Annotated in this window: 16 protein-coding genes; 12 read left to right on the top strand and 4 right to left on the bottom strand. The window is 57.2% G+C overall.

The annotated features are described in order from the left end of the window. The first annotated feature begins 4 nt into the window (after nt 1-4). From HQL63_08520 to HQL63_08480, 9 genes are all read left to right on the top strand, one after another. The gene (locus HQL63_08520; protein MBF0176876.1) at nt 5-955 is read left to right on the top strand and encodes a hypothetical protein; all 951 of its coding nucleotides are present in this window, start codon (nt 5-7) and stop codon (nt 953-955) included. Nucleotides 956-968: 13 nt separating this feature from the next. Beyond that, nucleotides 969-1,760, top strand: a complete 792-nt coding sequence (locus HQL63_08515; protein MBF0176875.1) for a methyltransferase domain-containing protein — start codon at nt 969-971, stop codon at nt 1,758-1,760. 1 nt (nt 1,761) lies between these two features. Continuing rightward, complete coding sequence (locus tag HQL63_08510) at nt 1,762-2,967, top strand: hypothetical protein (protein MBF0176874.1); 1,206 nt, start codon at nt 1,762-1,764, stop codon at nt 2,965-2,967. Next, nucleotides 2,964-4,124 (top strand): glycosyltransferase family 4 protein, encoded by a 1,161-nt coding sequence (locus HQL63_08505; GenBank protein ID MBF0176873.1) that lies wholly within the window; start codon nt 2,964-2,966, stop codon nt 4,122-4,124. The genes HQL63_08510 and HQL63_08505 overlap by 4 nt, the downstream gene beginning before the upstream one ends. Further along, entirely contained in the window at nt 4,121-5,104 is a 984-nt protein-coding gene (locus tag HQL63_08500) for an NAD-dependent epimerase/dehydratase family protein (GenBank protein ID MBF0176872.1), read from the top strand. The genes HQL63_08505 and HQL63_08500 overlap by 4 nt, the downstream gene beginning before the upstream one ends. 75 nt (nt 5,105-5,179) lie before the next feature. Continuing rightward, the gene (locus HQL63_08495; protein MBF0176871.1) at nt 5,180-6,226 is read left to right on the top strand and encodes a hypothetical protein; all 1,047 of its coding nucleotides are present in this window, start codon (nt 5,180-5,182) and stop codon (nt 6,224-6,226) included. Between the two features lie 13 nt (nt 6,227-6,239). Next, nucleotides 6,240-6,986, top strand: a complete 747-nt coding sequence (locus HQL63_08490) for a polyprenol monophosphomannose synthase (protein MBF0176870.1) — start codon at nt 6,240-6,242, stop codon at nt 6,984-6,986. Nucleotides 6,987-7,004: 18 nt separating this feature from the next. Continuing rightward, nucleotides 7,005-7,442 (top strand): hypothetical protein, encoded by a 438-nt coding sequence (locus HQL63_08485; GenBank protein ID MBF0176869.1) that lies wholly within the window; start codon nt 7,005-7,007, stop codon nt 7,440-7,442. A 106-nt stretch (nt 7,443-7,548) separates the two neighbouring features. Continuing rightward, the gene (locus HQL63_08480; GenBank protein ID MBF0176868.1) at nt 7,549-8,295 is read left to right on the top strand and encodes a class I SAM-dependent methyltransferase; all 747 of its coding nucleotides are present in this window, start codon (nt 7,549-7,551) and stop codon (nt 8,293-8,295) included. Here HQL63_08480 and HQL63_08475 read toward each other — a convergent pair whose 3' ends face one another. Next, nucleotides 8,296-10,167: a hypothetical protein gene (locus HQL63_08475; protein ID MBF0176867.1), complete on the bottom strand. Its 1,872-nt coding sequence runs from the start codon at nt 10,165-10,167 to the stop codon at nt 8,296-8,298. Between the two features lie 78 nt (nt 10,168-10,245). Next, on the bottom strand, nt 10,246-12,945 hold the full coding sequence (locus HQL63_08470; GenBank protein MBF0176866.1) for a PD-(D/E)XK nuclease family protein: 2,700 nt from the start codon (nt 12,943-12,945) through the stop codon (nt 10,246-10,248). A 266-nt stretch (nt 12,946-13,211) separates the two neighbouring features. Between HQL63_08470 and HQL63_08465 the strand changes: the two genes are divergently transcribed. Continuing rightward, nucleotides 13,212-14,552: a tetratricopeptide repeat protein gene (locus HQL63_08465; GenBank protein MBF0176865.1), complete on the top strand. Its 1,341-nt coding sequence runs from the start codon at nt 13,212-13,214 to the stop codon at nt 14,550-14,552. Nucleotides 14,553-14,691: 139 nt separating this feature from the next. Here the strand turns inward: HQL63_08465 and HQL63_08460 are convergent, their stop codons facing one another. Then, nucleotides 14,692-15,903: an O-succinylhomoserine sulfhydrylase gene (locus HQL63_08460; protein MBF0176864.1), complete on the bottom strand. Its 1,212-nt coding sequence runs from the start codon at nt 15,901-15,903 to the stop codon at nt 14,692-14,694. Between the two features lie 108 nt (nt 15,904-16,011). Next, complete coding sequence (locus HQL63_08455; protein ID MBF0176863.1) at nt 16,012-16,608, bottom strand: hypothetical protein; 597 nt, start codon at nt 16,606-16,608, stop codon at nt 16,012-16,014. A gap of 364 nt (nt 16,609-16,972) precedes the next feature. Here HQL63_08455 and HQL63_08450 point away from each other — a divergent pair, with 364 nt between their 5' ends. Both HQL63_08450 and HQL63_08445 read left to right on the top strand, forming a co-directional pair. After that, nucleotides 16,973-17,602, top strand: a complete 630-nt coding sequence (locus HQL63_08450; protein MBF0176862.1) for a carbonic anhydrase — start codon at nt 16,973-16,975, stop codon at nt 17,600-17,602. A 4-nt stretch (nt 17,603-17,606) separates the two neighbouring features. Next, complete coding sequence (locus HQL63_08445) at nt 17,607-21,062, top strand: UvrD-helicase domain-containing protein (GenBank protein ID MBF0176861.1); 3,456 nt, start codon at nt 17,607-17,609, stop codon at nt 21,060-21,062. Nucleotides 21,063-21,200 lie beyond the last annotated feature (138 nt).

The raw sequence follows: 21,200 nt of genomic DNA, 5'->3' as shown, positions 1-21,200 counted from the left end.
CACCATGTGTGCCCTTGGCGCCTTGACCATATCCATCGACCTTGAACTGGCCTGGGGACGGTGTGACGTTCCCTATCGGGCAGAGGAGCTGGCCGCTGTCCGCGCCGAGCGGGATATCGTCACCCGTCTGGCGCGGCTGTTTGAAAAGTACCAGGTCCGTGCCACATGGGCGATGGTGGGTCATCTGCTTTTGGATCGACCGGCTCCCTGGCAGGAGTTGCCCCATCCCGATCTGCCCCGCCCAGTCGTGGCAGGAGAGACCCGGGATTGGCTGTTTCAGTTACCCAGGGAGATGGACCCTGCCTGGTATGGGAGCGATTTGCTGCCGATCATTCAAGCTGTGCAACCAACCCAGGAGATTGGCAGCCACTCGTTTTTTCATATTCCCTTCGATCTGGCACACCCCGATGCGGCCAGGGCGGATCTGGAAGCGGTGCGGGTATGGCACAAAAAACACGCCATACCCTGCCGGACGTTTGTGTTTCCCCGCAATCGCGTCGGCCATCTGGATCTGCTGCGTGACATGGGCATCCAGGTTTTTCGGGGTCAAACGCCCCGCTGGTATGACAATTTTCCCTCCCGGGCGGTCCGGCGCCTTTTGAACCTGTTGACTTTCATCTTTCGATTTCCCATGCCGACGGTCGTACCCTTGCGTACATCCCAGGGGTTGATCAACCTTCCCGACAGCATGCTGTTGCTGGGCCGTAACGGTCTGCGGCGCCTGGTGCCTCCCGGCAACCTGATCGCCATGGCATGCTCCGGATTGGAACGGGCCGCCCGCCAGCGGCGGGTTTTTCACCTCTGGTTCCATCCGTCCAATTTCACCCATGATACCGATCGGCAATTCGCTGTCCTGGAAGCCGTTTTGGCCCGGGCAGGAGATATGCGGGAACAGGGCATTCTCGATATTCTCCCCATGGGAGACCATCACATCGGCCACGAAGCACACCTTTGAGAGAAAGCCTACCATGGAGCAGCGCAGCATTTCCGAACACCATGCCACTGCTGATCGATTCGACGCCTGGTACCGCACCATGCGGAGTGATTACCGACTGACGGCCTTCACCTATGGGCGAAAAAAAATTGATGAACTCCTGGATCAACAGCTTGGAATCCTTCCTTCCGACGCCCGGATCCTGGATGTGGGATGTGGTACCGGCGAGCAGGTTGCCCTTTTCAGGCAACGCGGGTTTGCTGTCGTTGGCGTAGAGCCGGCTGAAAACATGCGCGTCATGGCCCAACGCCAAAACCCCGACATCCAGATCCTCGATGGGACGGCTACGCATTTGCCCTTTCCCGACCACCATTTCGACCTGGTCACCGCTTTCGAGGTGTACCGGTATTTTCAGCGCCCGGAGATGATGCTGGCCCTGCGGGAGGCGATCCGGGTGACACGTCCTGGCGGCAGGCTGTTTTTCACAATGGTCAACCGTTATGCCCTGGACGGGTTTTACCTCTACAATGGCCTGCGCCATATGCTGGCATCCCTGCGCGGCACACTGCCGCCCATTCACTGTGAATTCACAACTCCCGGCGAGGTCAGGGCGATCCTCAAGGAGCTTGGCATCCAGGATGTGACCTGTCAGGGACGCATGTTTGGATTGCTGAGGTTTATCTATCGGCTGCATGAAGGGACCGGAGCCAAGGCAGCCGCCCGCCTGGAAGGTTTGGACGATAAAATCTCCCAGCTTCCCTGGACGACGCCCCTGGCGGGTCACCTGATTGTCACAGCCGTCTCCCCGCCCATCGCAAGGGGATGACATGGATGCATTTGTCCTGAGCGGCCTCGGGCCTGTCGATATTGCCCTGGAACTTTCCAACCTGCCGGTCATGTTGATGTGGCTTTTTCTTGCCATGTATTTGGCACGTGCCAACAACGTTGTTGCATCCATTCTTTTCTTGCATTTTGGCCTGGTTTTTTTGACAAGCCAGGAGTTTATTCTTTCAAAGTTTTCTGATCAAACTCATTATTCCATGGCGGCCATGTACTATCGCACGGGGGTCACATCTGAGTTGTATTTTGACATCAAGCACCTTCCGGGCCTTCTGTTTGCCATTTTTCCGATTCCAAGCATCAGGAGCGTTGAATCGGCTTCCATGGTTAATGTAATGTATTATGTTCTTCTTTATGTTTTTCTCGTCAAAAAGAAAATTTTGATTGGTCGTGCACAATGGTTCTATTTGCTTTACCCAAGTTTGATGTTTTATTCGTCCATGGCATTGCGTGATGGTATCGTCATGATTTGCATGGTTCTTGGTGTGTATTTTTTTCAAAAGAAGCGTTACATACTGGCAGGTTTGGCTCATTTTCCATTGGCGGCGCTTAAGTTTCAAAATTTCCTTATTTTTGCAGTAGCTGTCATGTTTTTCATGATAACTTCGCCCCGGTTGAATATATTTTATCGCGTCCTGATGGTCGGGTTCGTTTTTTTTGCCGCATCCCACTTTGCTGACCTCATGACGATTGATGAGATAAATCGATATCGGCGATGGATGTATTTTGAAAACCACAATGAAAGTCTAGAAGGGTACATTCCCATCGAAAGTTACCAGGACATTGTTGTCATCGGTCTTCTTTCCGCGCCATACATGATCATGAAGCCGTTTCCATGGGAAGCGGCCAACGCATTTCAGTTTTTTCAGTCTATTGAAAACATTTTTATTGATATATTTATAATCTTTTCAGTTTATCATTCCATTAAAAACAAACATATTCGTGGGAATATGTGGTTTTTAAATTTATATTTTTTCACAGGTATGTGTATTTATGGGCTTGTAACAGATAATTTTGGAACGGCAGCAAGATACAGGTATCCTTTTGTAACTTTTTATTTGGTGTACTTCTTTTATTATTTTGAAATGTACAAAATCAAGATACGGATGGATCGAATGCGAGCCTACTGGGAGTGGTGTATGTCCTGTTGGCAGCAACAGGTTCGGCCCCTTGCATCACGTGAGGTGGTATGATCTCAGGCGTCCGCAAGTCCCGTCGACCCAAGATTTTGTTTCTGGTCACGGAAGATTGGTATTTCTGGTCCCATCGGTTGCCGTTGGCGCGTGCGGTGCGGAATCAGGGGTGTGACGTTGTGGTTGCGGTGCGGGTTGACCGCCATGGAGAAAAAATTATCCAGGAGGGGTTTCGGCTGGCCCCACTCGCCATGAAACGGGAGGGGTTGAACCCCCTGAACGGCTTGCGCTCCCTCACTCAGTTGATCACCCTCTACCTGCGGGAACGCCCGGACCTGGTCCACCATGTCGCCATCAAACCTGTCCTGTTGGGCACCTTGGCGGCCATCCTTGCCGGTGTTCCCCGCGTGGTGAACGCCTTCGCCGGACTGGGGTATGCCTTTACCACGGATACGCCCTCCGCCATCCGTTACCGAAAAATTTTGCGGCTGGCACTGCCCCGCTTGCTTGGCCACCCCAGGGTGCGGGTGGTGGCGCAGAATCTGGACGACGCAGCAACCTTGGCTGAGGTCTCCTCCCTTCCTGTGGAAAGACTCACGATCATTCCCGGATCCGGCGTCGATCCTGAGCGTTTTCAGGTCCAGATGGAACCGCCGGGTGACCCGGTGGTGACCATGGTCTCACGCATGTTATGGGACAAGGGGGTGGCCGAGTTTGTGGCAGCGGCTGCCCGGCTCAAAAAAAACCATCCTGCCTGGCGGTTTTTGCTGGTGGGCAGCCCGGATCCACACAACCCGTCGACCGTGCCCGAGGCGGAGTTGCGGGCCTGGCATGCCGCTGGAACAGTCGAGTGGCTTGGAGAACGGGAAGATATCCCGGATCTTCTGGCCAACACCCATGTGGCGGTGTTGCCTTCCTACCGGGAGGGGTTCCCCAAATCTCTCCTGGAGGCGGCAGCCTGTGGACGGGCGATCGTGGCAGCTGACGTTCCCGGGTGTCGTCATGTCGTCCAGGATGGGGTGAATGGTCTGCTGATTCCCCGTGCCGACGCCGCAGCCCTTGCCATAGCCATCGAACGTCTTGGTCTGGATGGAGAGTTGCGTCGACGCATGGGGCGCTCAGGACGACAACGGGTCGAAGAACATTTTGCCCAAAAAATCATTGTGCAGCAAACCTTGGCTCTGTACGCGACCATGGGCATGGGGCGTTGCTCATGAGACCGGCCCGTCACGATCTGGTCCTGGTGACAGGGGCCGGAGGGTTTATCGGCCAACGTCTCTGTGCGCTTTTGCAGGCGGAGGGCATTCGGGTACGGGCCTTGTTGCGACATCCCCGTCCCGGTCCCTGGGATGAGGCGCTGGTGGGTGATCTGGAACAGGGGCAACTTCCCGGGAAACTTTGCCAGAACGTACACACCGTGTTCCACTTGGCCGGCAAGGCCCATGCGGTCTCCGATTGGGGTGATGCTGGAGGATCCCACCACCGCATCCACGTTGATGGTACACAAAAGATTTTGCATCTGGCCATGCAGGAACAGGTGCATGGGTTTGTTTTTTTCAGCAGTGTCAAAGCTTTGGGAGAGGGGGGAGAGATCCCCCTTGCCGAGAGCCGGGAGCCGGCCCCAACGACCCCCTACGGGCAGGCCAAACTCCAGGCCGAAAGAGCGGTTCTGGCTGCCGAGGGGATTGCTCACCGCGTCATCCTGCGGCCAACGATGGTCTACGGACCCGGCGGCAAAGGCAATCTGACCCGCATGGTTCTGGCCATCGACAAGGGGCGGTTTCCTCCCTGGCCTCCGGGCAACAACCACCGCTCCATGATCCATGTGGACGATGTGGCGGAAGCGGCTCTGCTCTCTGCCCGGCACCCTGCCGCCCATCGTCAGGAGTTGACTCTGGCCGATGGGCGGGCTTATGCGACCCGGCAAATTTATCTCTGGATTCTCCATGCCCTGGGCAAACCGGTTCCCAATTGGTACGTTCCCATGTTTGTGCTGGCCGGCTTGGCCTCCATCGGGGATGGGATCGGACGCTGGAGAAAAAAACGGTTTATTTTCGATCACGACGCTCTGGAAAAACTGGCTGGCTCCTCTCTCTACGATGCTCAACGCAGCCGTCATCTGCTGGGCTTTGCGCCCCGGCGCTCCCTGGATGCATCCATGGAAGAGATCGTGCGTTCGATCCGGAGCGGAACATGAATCACATGGAAGAGACCGTGCGTTCGATCCGGAGCGAAACATGAACCACCATGCCACGCCAAATCGGAGCAGGCCTTGATCGCCATCCTGCCCCTGGCTCTGGTTGCCTTTCTGGTTGCGGCGCTCCTTGCTCGGCGTCTCAGCCGGCCCGATTCCATCTGGTTCATCCTGGATCATCCGAACCATCGCTCTCTTCACTCCCGTCCGACACCGCGCAACGGCGGTTTGGCGATTCTGGGTGGTTTGCTCGTCTCCTGGCCTCTTTTGCTCATGCTGGACACCATCCACCGCCCGCACGGTTGGGAGTACATCGTTTCAGCCTGGATGGCCTGTGTCGTTGTCTCCCTGTGGAATGACCGCCGTGAAATTGCCCCCTCCGTGCGTTTTTTTCTGCACACTGGTATCGCCCTGTTTTTTCTGGCCATGGGTGAATATTCCGTCGCAGCGATCGTCCTTCCCGGTTTTCATCCCGTGCCATTGCACGGTGGGGGTATGATACTCTCGGCTGTCAGTTTTGTCTGGATGCTCAACCTGTACAATTTCATGGATGGCATGGACGGCTTTGCTGGCGGCATGGGGGCGTTCGGGTTTCTTTTTTTTGCCGCTTTCGGTTACTTTGCCGGTCACCCGCATTTTGCCGGCGCCGCGCTCCTGATCGCTGCGGCCAATCTTGGTTTTCTGACCGCCAATTTCCCCCCGGCGCGCATCTTCATGGGGGATGTTGGTTCCGTGCCCATGGGATTTTTGGTGGCCACCTTCTCTTTCTGGGGAATACGGGATGCCATTTTTCCCTTTTGGGTGCCCTTTTTGGTGTTCTCCCCCTTCATCGTCGATGCCACGCTGACCATGTTTCGACGCATTTTTCAGAGGAAAAAAGTCTGGCGGGCGCATCGCACGCACTACTACCAGAAACTGGTGCGCATGGGATGGGGACATCGACGCACGGTGTTATGGGAATATGGGCTCATGCTTGGTTCCGGCCTTTCCGCCCTGTATATGCGGTTTCATGCCACCCCGGAAACTGCGGCAAAAATGTTTCTGGCCTGGGGCGTCTTGTATTTCACCCTGGCAATCCTCATCGATGGCTTGGGTGGACGCACCTTGCAAAACGAGGATGCGTAAAAAGGAGATGATCGTGACGACGCTTTCCATGATTTTGCCCACCTACAACGAGGCGGAAAACATCGGCCCCCTGGTGGAACGCCTCGGCAAGGCCTTGCGTGGCGTGGAGTATGAACTCATCGTCGTGGACGATGATTCGCCGGATATGACCTGGCAACTCGCCGAAACCATCAGTCGGGAAAAAGACAGCCGTGTGCGGGTAGTACGGCGGCAAGGCGAACGAGGGCTGACCAGCGCCATCAATCGGGGTATTCGCGAAGCCAGTGGAGAGTACGTTGGCTGGATGGATTGTGATCTGGCCCACCCGCCCGAGTTGGTCTCCTCCCTGCTGCGGCCTCTGCTGGAAGGCCGATCGGATTGTGTCATCGCCTCGCGCTTCATTCCCGGCGGGGCAGATACCCGCTCGGGACAATACGAACTGCAAAGGGTTCTGAGCCAGTTTCTTTCCCGGTTCAGTGGCTGGTTGACCCGTCTGCCGGTCAAGGATATCACCAGCGGTTATCTTGTCCTGAAAAGGGAGTGTTTTTCCCATTTCACCCTGGAAGGTGATTATGGCGAGTATTTTATCTTCATGGTCCATCAGTTGGTGCATCGGGAATACCGCATCGAAGAGATTCCCTATTCATTTGGCAATCGGCAGTTCGGCGAATCCAAAACCGCAACCAATCTGTGGGGATTTTTCCGTCGTGGGGTAAAATATTTGCGCATGCTCTACCTGTGCTGGACCGGCATTCCCGGATTGCCAAGGAAACACAAATAAAAAAAGGGACATGAAAGCATGGTCATCGAAATACGCGATGAAACAATCCTGTACGGAATCATCGTTCGCTATCATTATGACCGGGAGGGGGTCTCCTTTTTTACTCCCGACGATTTTTCCCAACAACTGGCATTCATGAAGCATCCGGAAGGAAGAATCATCAAACCCCACTTCCACAATCGTCACCCGCGCGAGGTCAATTACACCCAGGAGGTTCTGTTTATTCGCAAGGGGCGGCTGCGGGTCGATTTTTATAACGGAGAGCAGGAATATTTTAAAAGTTATATTCTGGAAACCGGAGATGTTTTGTTGCTGACGGGTGGGGGACACGGGTTCCAGGTGTTGGAACCCCTTGAGATGATCGAGGTCAAACAGGGGCCTTATGCTGGAGATCGGGACAAGGTGGTCTTTCGGGGCCTGCCTCCGGACGTTTTGCGCATCGAGGAGCAGTCCTGAGCATTTTGTCTCCAGCGACACCCTTTGCCGGGGAAAAATCACCTCTTCCCGCCGGACACTGTTGTTTCCTGGAGATGACGCGCATCTATCCCTGACGGGGGCCGACATGGAAACCAGCGAATATCGCAAAATGTATGAGATGGAAGATCGACATTGGTGGTTTCGCGGGAAACGGCACCTCGTGGCCGGATTCATCTCCCGGTACCTCCCCGCAGTTTCCGGACGCCCGTTGCGCCTCCTGGACGTAGGGTGTGGTACGGGTAAGGTGCTGGAGATGCTCTCCGGCTTTGGCCAGGCCACAGGGTGTGATTTCAGCGCTGACTCTCTGGCCTTCTGTCACACCCGGGGATTTCGCCGTCTGGCACGCGCCTCGGCAGAGCACACCCCTTTTTGTGGTGAATCCATGGACGTGGTGTGTCTTCTGGACGTTCTTTACCACAAGGGAATCCAGGATGATGTCAAGGTTCTCAGGGAAATTCATGGTTTGCTGGCCCCGGGCGGGACATTGATCCTGACTGATTCGGCATTCCAATTCCTGTATGGCCCGCACGATCGGGCCGTCCATGCGCGGCAACGCTACTCCCGTGGTGAAATGCGCGACAAACTGCTCCAGGCTGGATTCCAGATCGAATATTTGGGATATTTCAACTTTTTCCTCTTCCCCCTGGCGGCCAGCGTCAGGTTGGTGGAAAAATACTACCCGCGAAAAGAGGAGACATCGGATCTCTCCCTGCTTCCCGGGCCACTCAACTGGCTGTTGTTGACTATTCTGCGTTTGGAGGTGGCCTTGATCCGATATGTGGAGCTGCCCTTCGGGCTGAGCGTGTGCGCTGTCGCCAGAAAACCCGCCTGATCAAGGTGGGGGGTTCCCCCGTTGATTCTGGATGTCATCTCTGATCTGCAACACGATCAACCCTTTTTTTCCGGGATCGTCCAGGGAAAAACGGTTCTCCTGGTAGTAAACCGGACGATAGGCCTGCCTCAACCAAGCGGTGATCTTCTGTCCAAATCCATCGTGCCCCCCCATCTGCGGATAGCCGTACTCGGGCGTGGGACGATACCAGAACAGGATGAAGCGTGGACGCCCCTGCTGAATTTTTTCGATGAAATAGTCCTCCCCGAAAGTGGCGATGTCCGGGGGAAGGAAACTATGAACCTGAGTGGAGTTGACCACCCGGTAGAGAAAGTTGATCATCAACCCCTCCGGGAGAACCAACAAGGTATCGTTTGGCCGCAATTTTTCCATGGCCCACATGTCGAAGCGCGCATGTACCAAGGCGTTGGGACTTATGGATGGAGAAAAGGTCAAAAAACGATCGGAACCCTTGCCGATGGAAAAATGCATCTGCCAGTACATCCAGGAAGAGTTTTTCCACACCCCCAGGATCACGAACAGCACAAACACGACGTAGAGTCCTTGCACAAACCTGATGGCGGAGGGTTGATGCCGCGCCGCCAGCCAACGGGGAATCGCGCCGGTCAGCATGCCCACAAGCAGCAAAAACCCCGGGGTGACCAGCACGAAGCCGTAGCCAAGGAGTGTCGTATTGAAAATCTTGCGCACCATCAAGGTCACGGAGAATATGCCCCAGACGCCCAGAAACAGCATGGTTTCGCGCCCGGTCGGGCTATCCCGAAGGGTATTGCGCCCAAATGCCACTGCAACCAGCAGCAAAACCAGACAGGTCATGGTCAAAAGCCCGCGTGGCATCACGATCAGGCTGAAAGCCCCCCAACCAGGACGGGCGATGAGCAACAAAAGAAAAATAAGAGTCATGGCAAAAGCCAGCAAGCTTGCACCAGAAGGTTTGCCCTTTCTCCCAAAAGCCCAAAGTGTCGCCGCCAGCCAACCCAATTGAACCAGGGCCGAGCGGAGACCGATCCACATGTTCGTTCCAGGATGGTTCAGACCGGAAATCAAATTGTAATAGTGTAAACGTGTGGGGTCTCCATAACCAAGGATGGTCCACCCCCCGGCGATGGCGCGCAGGGCCTGGTTGAGAGGAAGGAGTGACAGAAAGTAACCCAGGAAACATAAAGGAAGGAGTAAGGCAGTCAGGAACAGACGCATGGCATGATGTCGGCAGATGGCCCATCTTTGCGCGTCGTGGCGTGCCAACAGAATGGCCCATACCCCCACCGAGGCGAGCAGCGCAACAAAAAATTCAGGTTTGGTCAAAAAGTTGCCCCCGATACCGAGAGCGGCCAGGTACAGGCTGGTCGGATGACCGTGTCGGACAAAGCGCATGAGCATCGTCAAGGTAAACAGAGCCGTGATGAAGCCATGGGTGGCGGCATGACTGTAGGGGGCGATAAAATTGAAGCTGCCGAATATGTCGCTGGAAAAAGGAAAGACCCCCATGACCATGAAGGCCAGAGCAGCCAGACAACCGGACAGCCAACCCAACCAGGCGCCAAAAAGATACAGGATCATACCTGTGGCGCCGACGGCCAAAACCAGGTTGACACCAAACAAGGTGTGAACCGACACCCCTGCGATGGACATCCAAAAGGCATTGAAATAATCCGGCAGAGGACCGAAAATTTGATACAAATCCCGCTGCAATACCTTGCCCTGAAGAATTTGCCAGGGGTAGTAGAGTTCCCGCCCGAAGTCCATGGTCGGATCGGCCCAGCGCAGCCAAGAGTTGCCGGCAAGAAGCAAAAACAACAGGGCCGTGAGCAGCATGCTGATCGGCAATGGCCAGTGATAACGCCTTGTCACGGCAGGCAAGCCTCCAAACTGGGGAAAGTCATGCTTCAGCACCCCCGGAACCCCGGTGCGTTGCCGGGTGCTGAATAGTTACAGTTCCTCATCCATGGCAAGCGGATTTTGCAGAGTGTCGATTGCGTGTTTGCGGCACAAAGGGGTCAATGAGCAATGATCACAGGCGCCGGGGAGAGGTGACACCGAGGCTTTGCCAGCCAGGAACTCCATGGCCGTGGCCGTCAGGTCATCCCGCCAGGCGTTCAGCAATTCAGGCCATGCGGGTAGATTGTTTTTCTGCAACGCCGACTCCACGGACTGGCGTAACGGAAGCAGATCCTCTTCCTCCCCCAAGCCGATAAAGTCAGGCTTGTCGGGTTTGACGCGGGCGAAAGCCACAGCCGCCACGCTCTCCTTCTGGAAAAGACAATAGAGAGGAAGTTGTGGTTCCCTGATGCGTGGCACATGCCAATCACCCAGTTTGGGATCTCCGGTTTTGTAATCCAAAACCACGTGGCGGCCATCATCCAACTTGTCCACCCGGTCCGGACGCAACTCCATGGGGAGCCCCCCTACATTCATCTGGATGGGTTGTTCCTGGGAAACCACCTGGAAAGGTTTGCTCCGGGTCCGTTCCAGTTGAATCCATGTGGTCAGAAGGCGGGTCAGGCGCCCCTCTTCCAGACGCCGCAACCCGGGAGGAAACAACTCGGGCCTGAGCAAAGCTTCGCCCTGCACCGCAGCGACCACGGCCTGATGGATACGCTCATGCAAGGTTTCGGAACCCAGTTCCGCCAAGCTCTTCAACGATGGGGTCACCCGCCAAAATTGTTCCAGGAGACGATGGACAAGATTGCCCCGGATTCGGGAGTCGATCACAGGTTCCACTTCGGGAAACGGGGCCGCGCCCAGACGAAAAACGGCAAAGGCCTTGAAAGGACATTCAGCTTGGGATTTCAATATTCTGGCGCCACCAGCCATTTTTGTTTTGACATCCAGGCCAACACCGTGGTGATCGACATAGGTTTCCCAAATGGCCGCATCGCAGATTCTTTGCCAATGGTATGGGGAGGTCTCCAACCCCAAAGCGGCGATGGTGGTTGGCGCCAACTCTGCGATCAGCGGTGAAGCATGTTGCTTGAGCCCCTCCAGCAAAAGGGGATAACTGGCCACCACGACGGGAGAGGAGGCCAGCAAACGCTCCGTCGCATGTTGGGCAAATTCCAGCTCTCCCTGGGCAGAGGCGCGTGGCAGGCCTTTGCGGCGTTGCCAGGAGAGAGGCAAAAAGGGGTTGGGCGAAGGAGCCGATGGCCACACATCCCGGGAGATGCCCAAGAGCCATAACGCGGAGAAAGGTTCTCCAACGGACTCCAGTATACCCAAAATTTGCACCGGTGCATCGGGGGTTTCCGGTTGATACAACTGTTGCCGTGCCATGCCGCGCAGACGCCGCAAGGCATCGAACAACGGTATCTTCCCAACCACGCCCTCCAGGGTGGCAAACGTTTGCAAAAGGTCGCGACCTGCCGCGCAGGTTTGCTGTTCCCGACTGGTCAGGGGTCGCTCCCCTGGCCAGCCCCAGGCTGCAAACCAGCGGAAAAAAATGTCTCCCCATTGACCCGGTGTTCGATCCCCGGAGGGGAGCTGGGTGGTCACGATCCGGGTCAAAATGTTGTGCAACAGGGGACAGGAAACGCCCCCTGTTTTTTTTGCTGAATATTGATGCAACTGTTGCAGGGAAATGTGGGAGCGTCCCTGCTCTCGCAACCACCGATCCAACAAGGCCCGGGATGATCGCTCGCTCTCCCCACCAGCCCAACCAGGAGAACGCAGCAGGGCGCCGACATCGGCATGCCGCCATGTCCCACGTAGGCCCTCCAGGAGTAAAAACATATCCTGAATCAGTGGATAACCAAGCAAAGGGGAGCCAAGGGACATGTTGAAGAACGGGTCATCATGCCGGCAGGTCATCTCCAGAGTTTCGGGGTGCAGAAAATCGGCAAAGAGACGGGCCACCTGGTCCCGGATTCGGTGCAACTCCGGCACGACCACACCGATCCGTTCGGATGGATTTTCCCGCAGACGGTGGGCTGCCCAGCACGCCGCAGCCGCTATTTCGGTCTCCTGGTCAGGAAAGCCCACACACACGTGCTGTCGGCTCTGCCCGGTTATGGGTTGATGGGAAAGCTCCAGCTTCGTCAACCGGAAAGCGCTCTGGAGGCGTTTCTGGATGGGAGAAAGCCGGTCAAAACCGACCAGGAAATGGGGGCGGTCCACCTCCAGATGTCTGGCGAAGCGCATGAGCCAGGTTGGAATACGGGCCGCAGAAATCCAGCCCCTCAGTCGGCAATGGGTTTCAAAAGCCAGCATCCAAGTCTGGAAGGCCCGTTCATCACCATCATAAAACATGGCCTCCGCGTCGGTCACCTCGTCAGGATCGGACCAGGCGCACCAAAGTGCATATGCCTGCATGACCTTATCGACCACGGAGGTCATATCCAGCAGACCTCCTCCCGGTTTCTCGTCCTGGATGACCTTCTCCCAAAGAGCCTGCTCCTGCGGAAGACTTAACAGAACGGGCCAGGACGGGAGGTCATCCGGAGGTGTGGAGAGGGTCAAGGCATCCCAGCAACGCACCAGCCACCCTTCGTAGGGGAGCAAGTCGGGAGTGGGCCAGGTTTTCAAACCCCGATCCCATTGCCAGCGGTCGTAAACTTCCGTGAAAAAACGCGCCAGGCGACGATTGACCGTTACGACTGTTCCACCCTCCTGCATATATTGCAGAACATGTCTCATGTGGGTTCGTTTCCCTTTCCCGACAACAACTTTCCATTCACGTCGGCCCTCACCCACGCGCCGACAACAACTTTCATGTCAGCCCTCACCCACGCGCCGACAACAACTTTCCATGGAAGAAAGCGCCCCCTATACTGGTTCAGGTTGGCAGGGGTCGGAGGCGTCAACCACAGGCAGCATGTACCCTGAGGCCGTTTATTGTCCAGGGCAGACCGTTTTCAGAAAGTTTGGCAACTATTCAGCACCCTTGCAAGGAAAGCCTGGACATGAAAGCCTTTGTCAGGGCTTCGCCCCGAACCCCACCAGGACGCCGTCCTGGACCTGCCAGGGAGCCAGCCCCCTGGACCCCGGTCATTTTACTCCCTTTCATGGTGATCGGGCTCCTCGTCATGGCGCCTTCTTCCCGCGCTGCGGCCAACTCAGACCCCATGAATGCATCGAGCCAGCTTCGTTCGGCCTGGGTGAAGATGGATGAGGCGGCCCATTTCGAGAGGCGTCAGGCATGGGACCAGGCCGGCGAACTTTTGCGCCAAGCCCGAGACCAATTGGAAAAAAGTGTTAGCCAGAAGCACCCTTTGTATCTTGCAGCGGTTCTTCGTGCGGCGCGCATGGAATTGCGTCGGGGAGAGTATTCCACGGCTCGAACCGGCTATCTGCTTGCGCAAAAGCTGGTAGAACAGAGTTCCCAACCCCATTCGCTCTTCATGGCAGAAATTCTCCAGGGATTGGCCGAAGCGTCACCCGCGATCAAGATGCCGCCGAAGTCTCCCCCCATCCCTCCGATTCCCACCGAGCTGCGGGATCAGGCCGCCGCGATCCACGTTGCCCGTTTTGATGCTCCCCTGCCTGGTAAAGGTGAGGCCTGGTTCTGGGCTGGGGAGATCGCCCAGGAAGAGGGTCGGGCGGATGCCGCCCTGCGCGACCATACGCAGGCATTGCGGGTTTTTATGAAAACCCCAGGCCCGTTTCATGCGAAACGGGTGGAAATCATGCTGAAACTGGCCAGTTTGTACGATACCAGGGGCATGCCAGAACCAGCCGCCGATCTGCTCAAAAGCGCCCTGGCCATCACGGAAAACATGTGGGGCACCGATCACCCGGCTGTGGCGCCCATCTTGGAGAGATTGGCCACCAACCTGTTGGCGCAAAAAAAGAGCCGACAAGGACAGTCCCACGTTGCAAGATTGCTGACGATCACACGACTGACCTGGGGAGTCGATCATCTGCGGACCATTCGGGCCTCAATCCTCATGGCCAACTATCTCCTGGCCGATCTGGATCTGGAGCAAGCCTTGCAGATTCTTCGTAACCTGCAAGAGCATCTTGAAACCCCCAGCATCATCCATGGCGCGGAACTGTCCATGGTCATGGCATCCCTGGCCGAAGCCGAGCGCATACGCAACCGACCAGATATCGCAGAGCAGTTTCATCAGCGTGCTCTGGCCCTGCGGGCCAAATACCCGGTCGCGCCACATCTGGAGTCGCAAACAACCAGCGCTGCACCGACGGACAAGGAAACCGAGCCTGTTCAGGATGGGGTGGCTGCCCCTCCGACCCCGGCGCCCTTGATCCACATCCAGGCGCCGCATCCGAAGCCATCCCCATAAAACCCCGTTCCGGCTTACGTCGAACGATCCCCGCTTCAGCCAGCGTTCGGCAGCGACCTCTGCGGCTCACGTCGAACGGTTCCCGCTTCAATCTGCGTTTGGCAGCGACCCCTGCCCGATGGCTGCCGGGAAAAGGGCTTCAGCCACCAGACTCCAGTGTTGCCAAAGCCTGGTCCAGATCGCGTATGATATCTTCCGAATCTTCCAGACCAATGGAGAGCCGCACCAGACCATCGGTGACACCGGCAGCTTTCCGATCCTGAGGGGTCAGGCGCCCATGGGTGGTGGTGGCCGGATGGGTCACCAGGGTGCGGCTGTCACCGAGATTGGCCGTGATTGTGGCCAATTGCAGTGCATCGATAAACCTGTGCGCCCGGCGCTGATTCCCCAATTCCAGGCAAAGAATGGCGCCGAAACGCCGCATCTGACGTGCAGCGAGTTCATGTTGAGGATGGGTGACAAGACCCGGATAGTGGACCTTGCCGGAAATGGCGGGTTGTGCGTCCAGAAATGTGGCCACCTTTTCGGCATTGTCGCAGTGGCGTTCCATGCGGATGGCCAGGGTCTCCACCCCTTTCAACAACACCCAGGCATTGAACGGCGAAAGGGTCGAACCCGTGTTGCGCAGGAAAGGGAAAATTTTTTCCTGGATCAATTTTTTGCTTCCCACCACCACCCCGCCAAGGACACGTCCCTGACCGTCCAGATATTTCGTTGCCGAATGCACCACCAAGTGGGCACCCAGGGAAAGGGGGCGTTGCAGGATGGGCGTACTGAAAACATTGTCCACCACCAGGAGGATATCCCGCTCACGGGCCACCACCGCCAACTGGGCCAGATCGACCATCTCCAGGGTGGGGTTGGCCGGGGTTTCGACAAAGAACATGCGGGTTTGCCCGGTAACGGCAGTCCGCCATTGGGCGATGTCGGAAAGATCGACCCGACTGACCTGGATGCCCAAACGCAGAAGGACATTCTGCACCACGTTGGAAGTGGAGCCAAACACCTGCCGACTCACAACGACATGGTCTCCCGCCGACAGCAGAGAGAGAAAAGCCATGGTGATGGCCGCCATGCCGGAAGCCGTGGCCAAGCCCTTTTCCCCCTCCTCCAAATCGGCCATCCGCTCCTCAAAAATGGCGACAGTAGGGTTGGTGAAACGGCTGTAAACATTGCCCGGTTCAGTATCTGCGAAAACGGCCTGGGCCTGGGCAGCAGATGCGAAGGTGTAGCTGGAGGTCAAAAACAGCGGCGGGCTGTTTTCCCGTTCTCCGGTCTGGTGCAGACCAACCTGGATGGCGCGTGTTGCAGCGCCACACCCCTTGAGAAATGCCTTCTTCCGATCATCCATTTGCCCGGCCCCATTGTCTGTTTGCCAACAAATCCATGAGATACCGGGACGATCTTAACGGCTTTTTGTTTTTGACCCAAGGCAAATCGTCAAGATCTGGTTCCGGTATCACGACGTTTCCGTCGCCATGAAAGCCTGCACAAGCCGACGAGCCTCTTCCAGGACGTGGCTTGAAAAGCGTTTTTCCTCGTCGGCTTCCCGGATTTGTGCAAGAAAATCATCTTGCTGTTCCGGCGCCGATGTCAGATTGGCCACGACACCGGAGGCCAAACGTGATGCGTCGGAAAGGGTGACCCGGCTGGATGCCAGAGGCCAGATCGAGTTTGCCGCTGATGTTGCGCCTGTTTGCGACCGACCATCTCCCGTGGCTGGCGTCCCAGGCAAGGTTGCCGTCGAGGGCGTTTGAAGCCGACCGTCCGGGCCGTAGATATCCGAGCCCTTCAGCTGCTGCCGACGCACCATATCCAGAATGGCGGAACTGACCTTGTCGGCCATCTCGGCGACCAACCGCCCCGCTGCGGAGATGGCAACCCGGCAGGAAAATCGGGGCCAGATTTCGGGTTGTCCACTGGATGAGGGTACGGAACCTGAACGGTGGCGGGGAAACCAGATCCGGCCAGGCCATCCGCCTTGCCGAATTCTGTTCTTCTCCTCGGGGGTGGCAGCGGGTGCAGAAGAAACCGAATTCAGTCTTATGGCCACCATGCACCGTCGTTTCTCCAAAGAAAATCATAGACATGGTTGCCAATGAATCTTCCAGGATAAAAAAATGATTTCCAAGCCTGACCTTCTTTGCCGGGAAACGAAATATTCGTGCCAAAATGGCGCATCGTGAAACACAGGCATATGCCTGCCAAACAGTAGAATGTTCTTTGCCAAACCCGGCAATATTGACCACATGGAGGGAAGTTTTTGCCTATTCCCGGTGTACTCAGTATACTCCGCGATGATCGGACAGGATTGGGAAGATCATGTACCCATTTTTATCGCGAGAGGAAACAAGGCCATGTGTCAGAATCAACTTGATCGTCGCCAGGCACTCATCGGCATTTCGTCAGGGGTGGCAGCCATGCTGCTCTCCCGGCTCTCCTTTGCCAGCAGTGAGTCGGCTCCTGGCGTCAGCCCCGAACAGGCCTTGGCCTGGCTCAAAGAAGGGAATGCCCGTTTTATCGAGGGTAAACCAGAGCACCCCAACATGACGGCCAAACGTATCACGGAGACCAACGCGGGTCAGCATCCCTTTGCCACCATCATCTCCTGCTCGGATTCCCGCGTGCCGGTCGAAGCCGTATTTGACCGGGGGATCGGCGATCTGTTTGTCATCCGCGTGGCTGGCAACGTAGCCGACACCGACGAAATCGGCACCGCCGAATATGGCTCGGGTCACCTGGGCGTCGCTCTGGTTGTGGTCATGGGGCACACCAAGTGCGGCGCCGTAACAGCGGTGATCAAAGGGGACAAGGTCGGTGGCAGCATCCCCAAATTGGTGGACAACATCATCCCGGCTGCGGAACGGTCCAAGGCCAAACAGTTGACCGGGGACGCATTGGTTCTGGATGCCATTAAGGAAAATGTCAAGCAATCCATCACCGACCTGACCCTGCACAGCGAAGAGTTGGACCATCTGCAAAAGGCGGGTAAAGTCAAATTTGTCGGCGCTTTGTATCACACCGAGAACGGCAAGGTGGAGTGGTTGTAACCGTATGCTGGCTGACGCTGAAGTTCGTGAGGAGGTTTTGGATCCGAATCGCTCCTTCATCGTTCAGGCTCCGGCTGGGTCAGGAAAGACCGCTATCCTGACCCAGCGGTTTTTAAGGCTGCTCGCCGGTGTGGAACGCCCGGAAGAGGTGGTGGCGATCACCTTCACCCGCAAGGCAGCCGGAGAGATGCAGGATCGGATCCTGGAAGCGCTGCTCTCGGGAGAGAACACCACCCCTCCGCAAGACGATTATGCCCGTCGGAATTGGGAATTGGCGCGGCAGGCACTGGCACGGGATCGGCAACAACACTGGAACTTGCTCCGTCATCCGGCCCGCCTGCGCGTCTTGACCATCGATGGTTTGTGTGCCGCCATCGCGCACCAAATGCCGATCTCTTCGGGCATGGGCGTTCCCTCGGGATATACCAGGGAAGCAGAGGCCCTTTTCCGTCAGGCAGCCCGCGAGGTGCTGGCCCACCTGGAAGAAGAGGATTTTTCCGCCTCCCCGATGGCCAGACTGCTGGAACATTTGGACAACAATCCCGGTCGCGTCGAGACCTTGCTGGCAGACCTTCTGGGACGACGCGACCAGTGGTTGCGCTTTCTGCCGGGCGGACACCTGAATCGACAACAGTTGGAATCCGCCCTGGCCACCCTGGTCCAGGAACATCTGGAGAGAATGGCGGAGGCGCTGCCCATGAAGGTGCGGGCCGACCTGCCCGCACTGCTGCATGTCGCCGCCCAGGCCTTGCCGCAAGGTCAGGAAAATTCGCCCCTGGCCGCCTGGCGGGAAACACCAGCAGGCATGCCCTCCCCGGCGCCGGAGGATCTGCCCAGGTGGCGTGGCGTGGCGACTCTGCTTCTGACCAGCGACGGAAGCTGGCGAAAAAAGGTTGACCGGCGGCAGGGCTTTCCCCCGGAGAGTGAAGGCAAGAATCCGACCGAGAAAAAGCGCCTTAAAGAGAACAAATCCAGGATCATGACTCTCCTGAATACCCTGGCTGCCACACCAGGATTGGATCGGCTGCTGTACGGAGTCACAACACTGCCGGATCCGCGCTACAACGACCAGCAATGGGAAATTTTGCAGGCACTGGGACAGCTTCTGCCCCGAGCGGCGGCGACTCTGCGGGTCATTTTTTCCGAGCGGTCCGAAGTGGACTTTACCGAGGTCGCCATGGCCGCCGGGCGTGCCTTGGGAGGGGAGGATGACCCCTCTGATCTTGCTTTGCGCCTGGATGACCGGATCCACCACCTTCTCGTGGATGAGTTCCAGGACACCTCCCAGAGCCAGTTTCGCCTCCTGAAACAGTTGACAGCAGGCTGGCACCCCGGAGATGGACGCACCCTGTTTCTGGTCGGGGATCCCATGCAATCCATCTATCGCTTTCGGGATGCGGAGGTGGGCTTGTTCCTCCAGGTCCAACGGGATGGATTGGGGAGTGTTCCCCTGGGAGTGCGGAATTTAACGGTCAATTTTCGTTCGGACGGCGGGCTGGTCGAGTGGTGCAACAGGCTTTTCCAAAAGCTGATGCCCACACAAGGCAATCTTCTGACAGGCGAGACCCCCTTTGCTGCCGCCCACCCGTTTCACCCGGCATCGGAACATGTGCCGGTCACCACCCACATACCTGCCCCGGATACCCCTGGATCCGAAGCCGAACAGGTGGTGGCCCTGCTCCGGGAGATGTTGCGCAACTCTCCCGAAGAGTCGATCGCGATTCTGGTCCGCTCCCGCCAACATTTGGGCAACATTGTGCCGGCATTGCGCCAAACGGGCATACCGTTTCAGGCGGTGGAAATTTTGCAGCTGGCAGAAACACCGGTGGTACAGGATCTTTTTGCCCTGACCCGGGCGCTGTTGCATCTGGCCGACCGGGTTCATTGGCTGGCCGTGCTCCGGGCGCCCTGGTGTGGTCTGACCCTGCCGGAATTGCACCTTTTGACGACATCCGATCATGGGGATGACCGAACCATTTGGGAGCGTTTGCACGATCCGGACCTCGTCAACAGGTTGGAAGCGTCTGACCGGGAGAGGCTGGCACGGGTCATGACGGTATTGGATCGCGCCATGGAGGTGCGCCGTCGGGTTGGTTTTCATCATGGCGCGGGAAATTTACGGCGTTGGGTGGAAGCGACCTGGTATGCCCTGGGTGGCCCAGCTACGTGTCACGGCCCGGAAGGGATGGAGGATGCGCAAGCTTTTTTGAACCTGCTGGAGGGCCTGGAGAAAGGAGGAGATCTCGCCGATTTTCGGCGTCTGGATCAGGGGATGGAGCAACTGTTCGCCGCTCCCGTGCATCCCGAAGCCCGGATCCAGGTGATGACCATCCATAAAGCCAAGGGTCTTGAATTCGACACAGTCATGCTGCCCGGGCTGCAACGCACATCCCGTGGTGCTACAACACGCCTGCTGCTTTGGATGGAGCGTCCTGACGCGCCGGATGGGCAGTCGCTGTTGCTGGCGCCACTCAAACGTTCCGATCAGGCCGACCCGGATCCCATTTACGCCTTTCTGGCCAAAATCGATCAGGAAAAGGAGCGTTGGGAGAGGGTGCGGCTGCTTTACGTGGCTGCGACCCGGGCTCGGCGTCGGTTGCACCTGTTTGGTGATGTGGAGCCGGACAAATCTCCACCCCAGGGATCCTTCCTGCACTTGTTATGGCCGGTCGTGCAACAGGCTTTCATGGCGGAGAGCCCGGAGAGGGTCATGGCCGCCACCCGGATGGATGGGTCGGATATGGTCTCCTCTTCTCCAGGTCGGCCATTGGAAAATCTTTCCGCATCTCCCCCGGCGATGCGGCGTCTTCCGGCAACATGGCACATGCCGGATCCCCTGCCAGGCCTTGTGGGTACGACGGTTTCCGCAACCGTGCAGGGAGAGGAGGAGAACCTGATCTTCAGTTGGGCGGGTGAGAGTGTTCGTTTGGTGGGCATCGCGGTGCATCGCTGGTTGCACCGCATGGCCCGGGAAGGGATCACGGCATGGCCGGTTGGGCGGGTTCAGGCCATGAAGGGTCGTTTTGCCGCCCAGTTGACCCAACTGGGCGTGATGCCAGAGGAGATCGCGTCGGCGACCCAATTGACCATCCAGGCCTTGACGACAACCCTTGCCGATTCCCGTGGCCGCTGGATCCTGGAGCGCCATGCGGAGGCCCAGTCCGAGATGGCCCTGACGGGCCGTTGTGCAGGACGCATCCAACGTGTCGTATTGGATCGGACTTTTGTCGATTCTGGCACACGTTGGATCATCGACTTCAAGACAGGCCGGCATGCCGGTGGCGACTTGGCGGCATTCCTGGACCGGGAACAACAGCGTTACCGGAAACAGATGGAAACCTATGCCACACTCATGGGCGCGATGGACGAACGGCCCTTGCGGCTTGGTCTCTATTTTCCTTTGGCAGGGGGGGAGTGGCGGGAAGTGGTTGTCTCCAGGACGCACATCTCAAGGGATTGACAACTTCACTGCTCCATCACGGCGTTCTGGCCAAACGGGCACCCAGGAAGGAGTTGTATTCACGGTAAGGTGCAAAGGGTTTACGGGTAGTGTCCCAACTTGGTTTATCTGGTAGAATCCACACGAGGTTTCCATGTT

The sequence above is a fragment of the Magnetococcales bacterium genome (assembly GCA_015231175.1).
Lineage (GTDB): Bacteria > Pseudomonadota > Magnetococcia > Magnetococcales > DC0425bin3 > HA3dbin3.
This window is presented reverse-complemented; position numbering and strand designations above follow the sequence as displayed.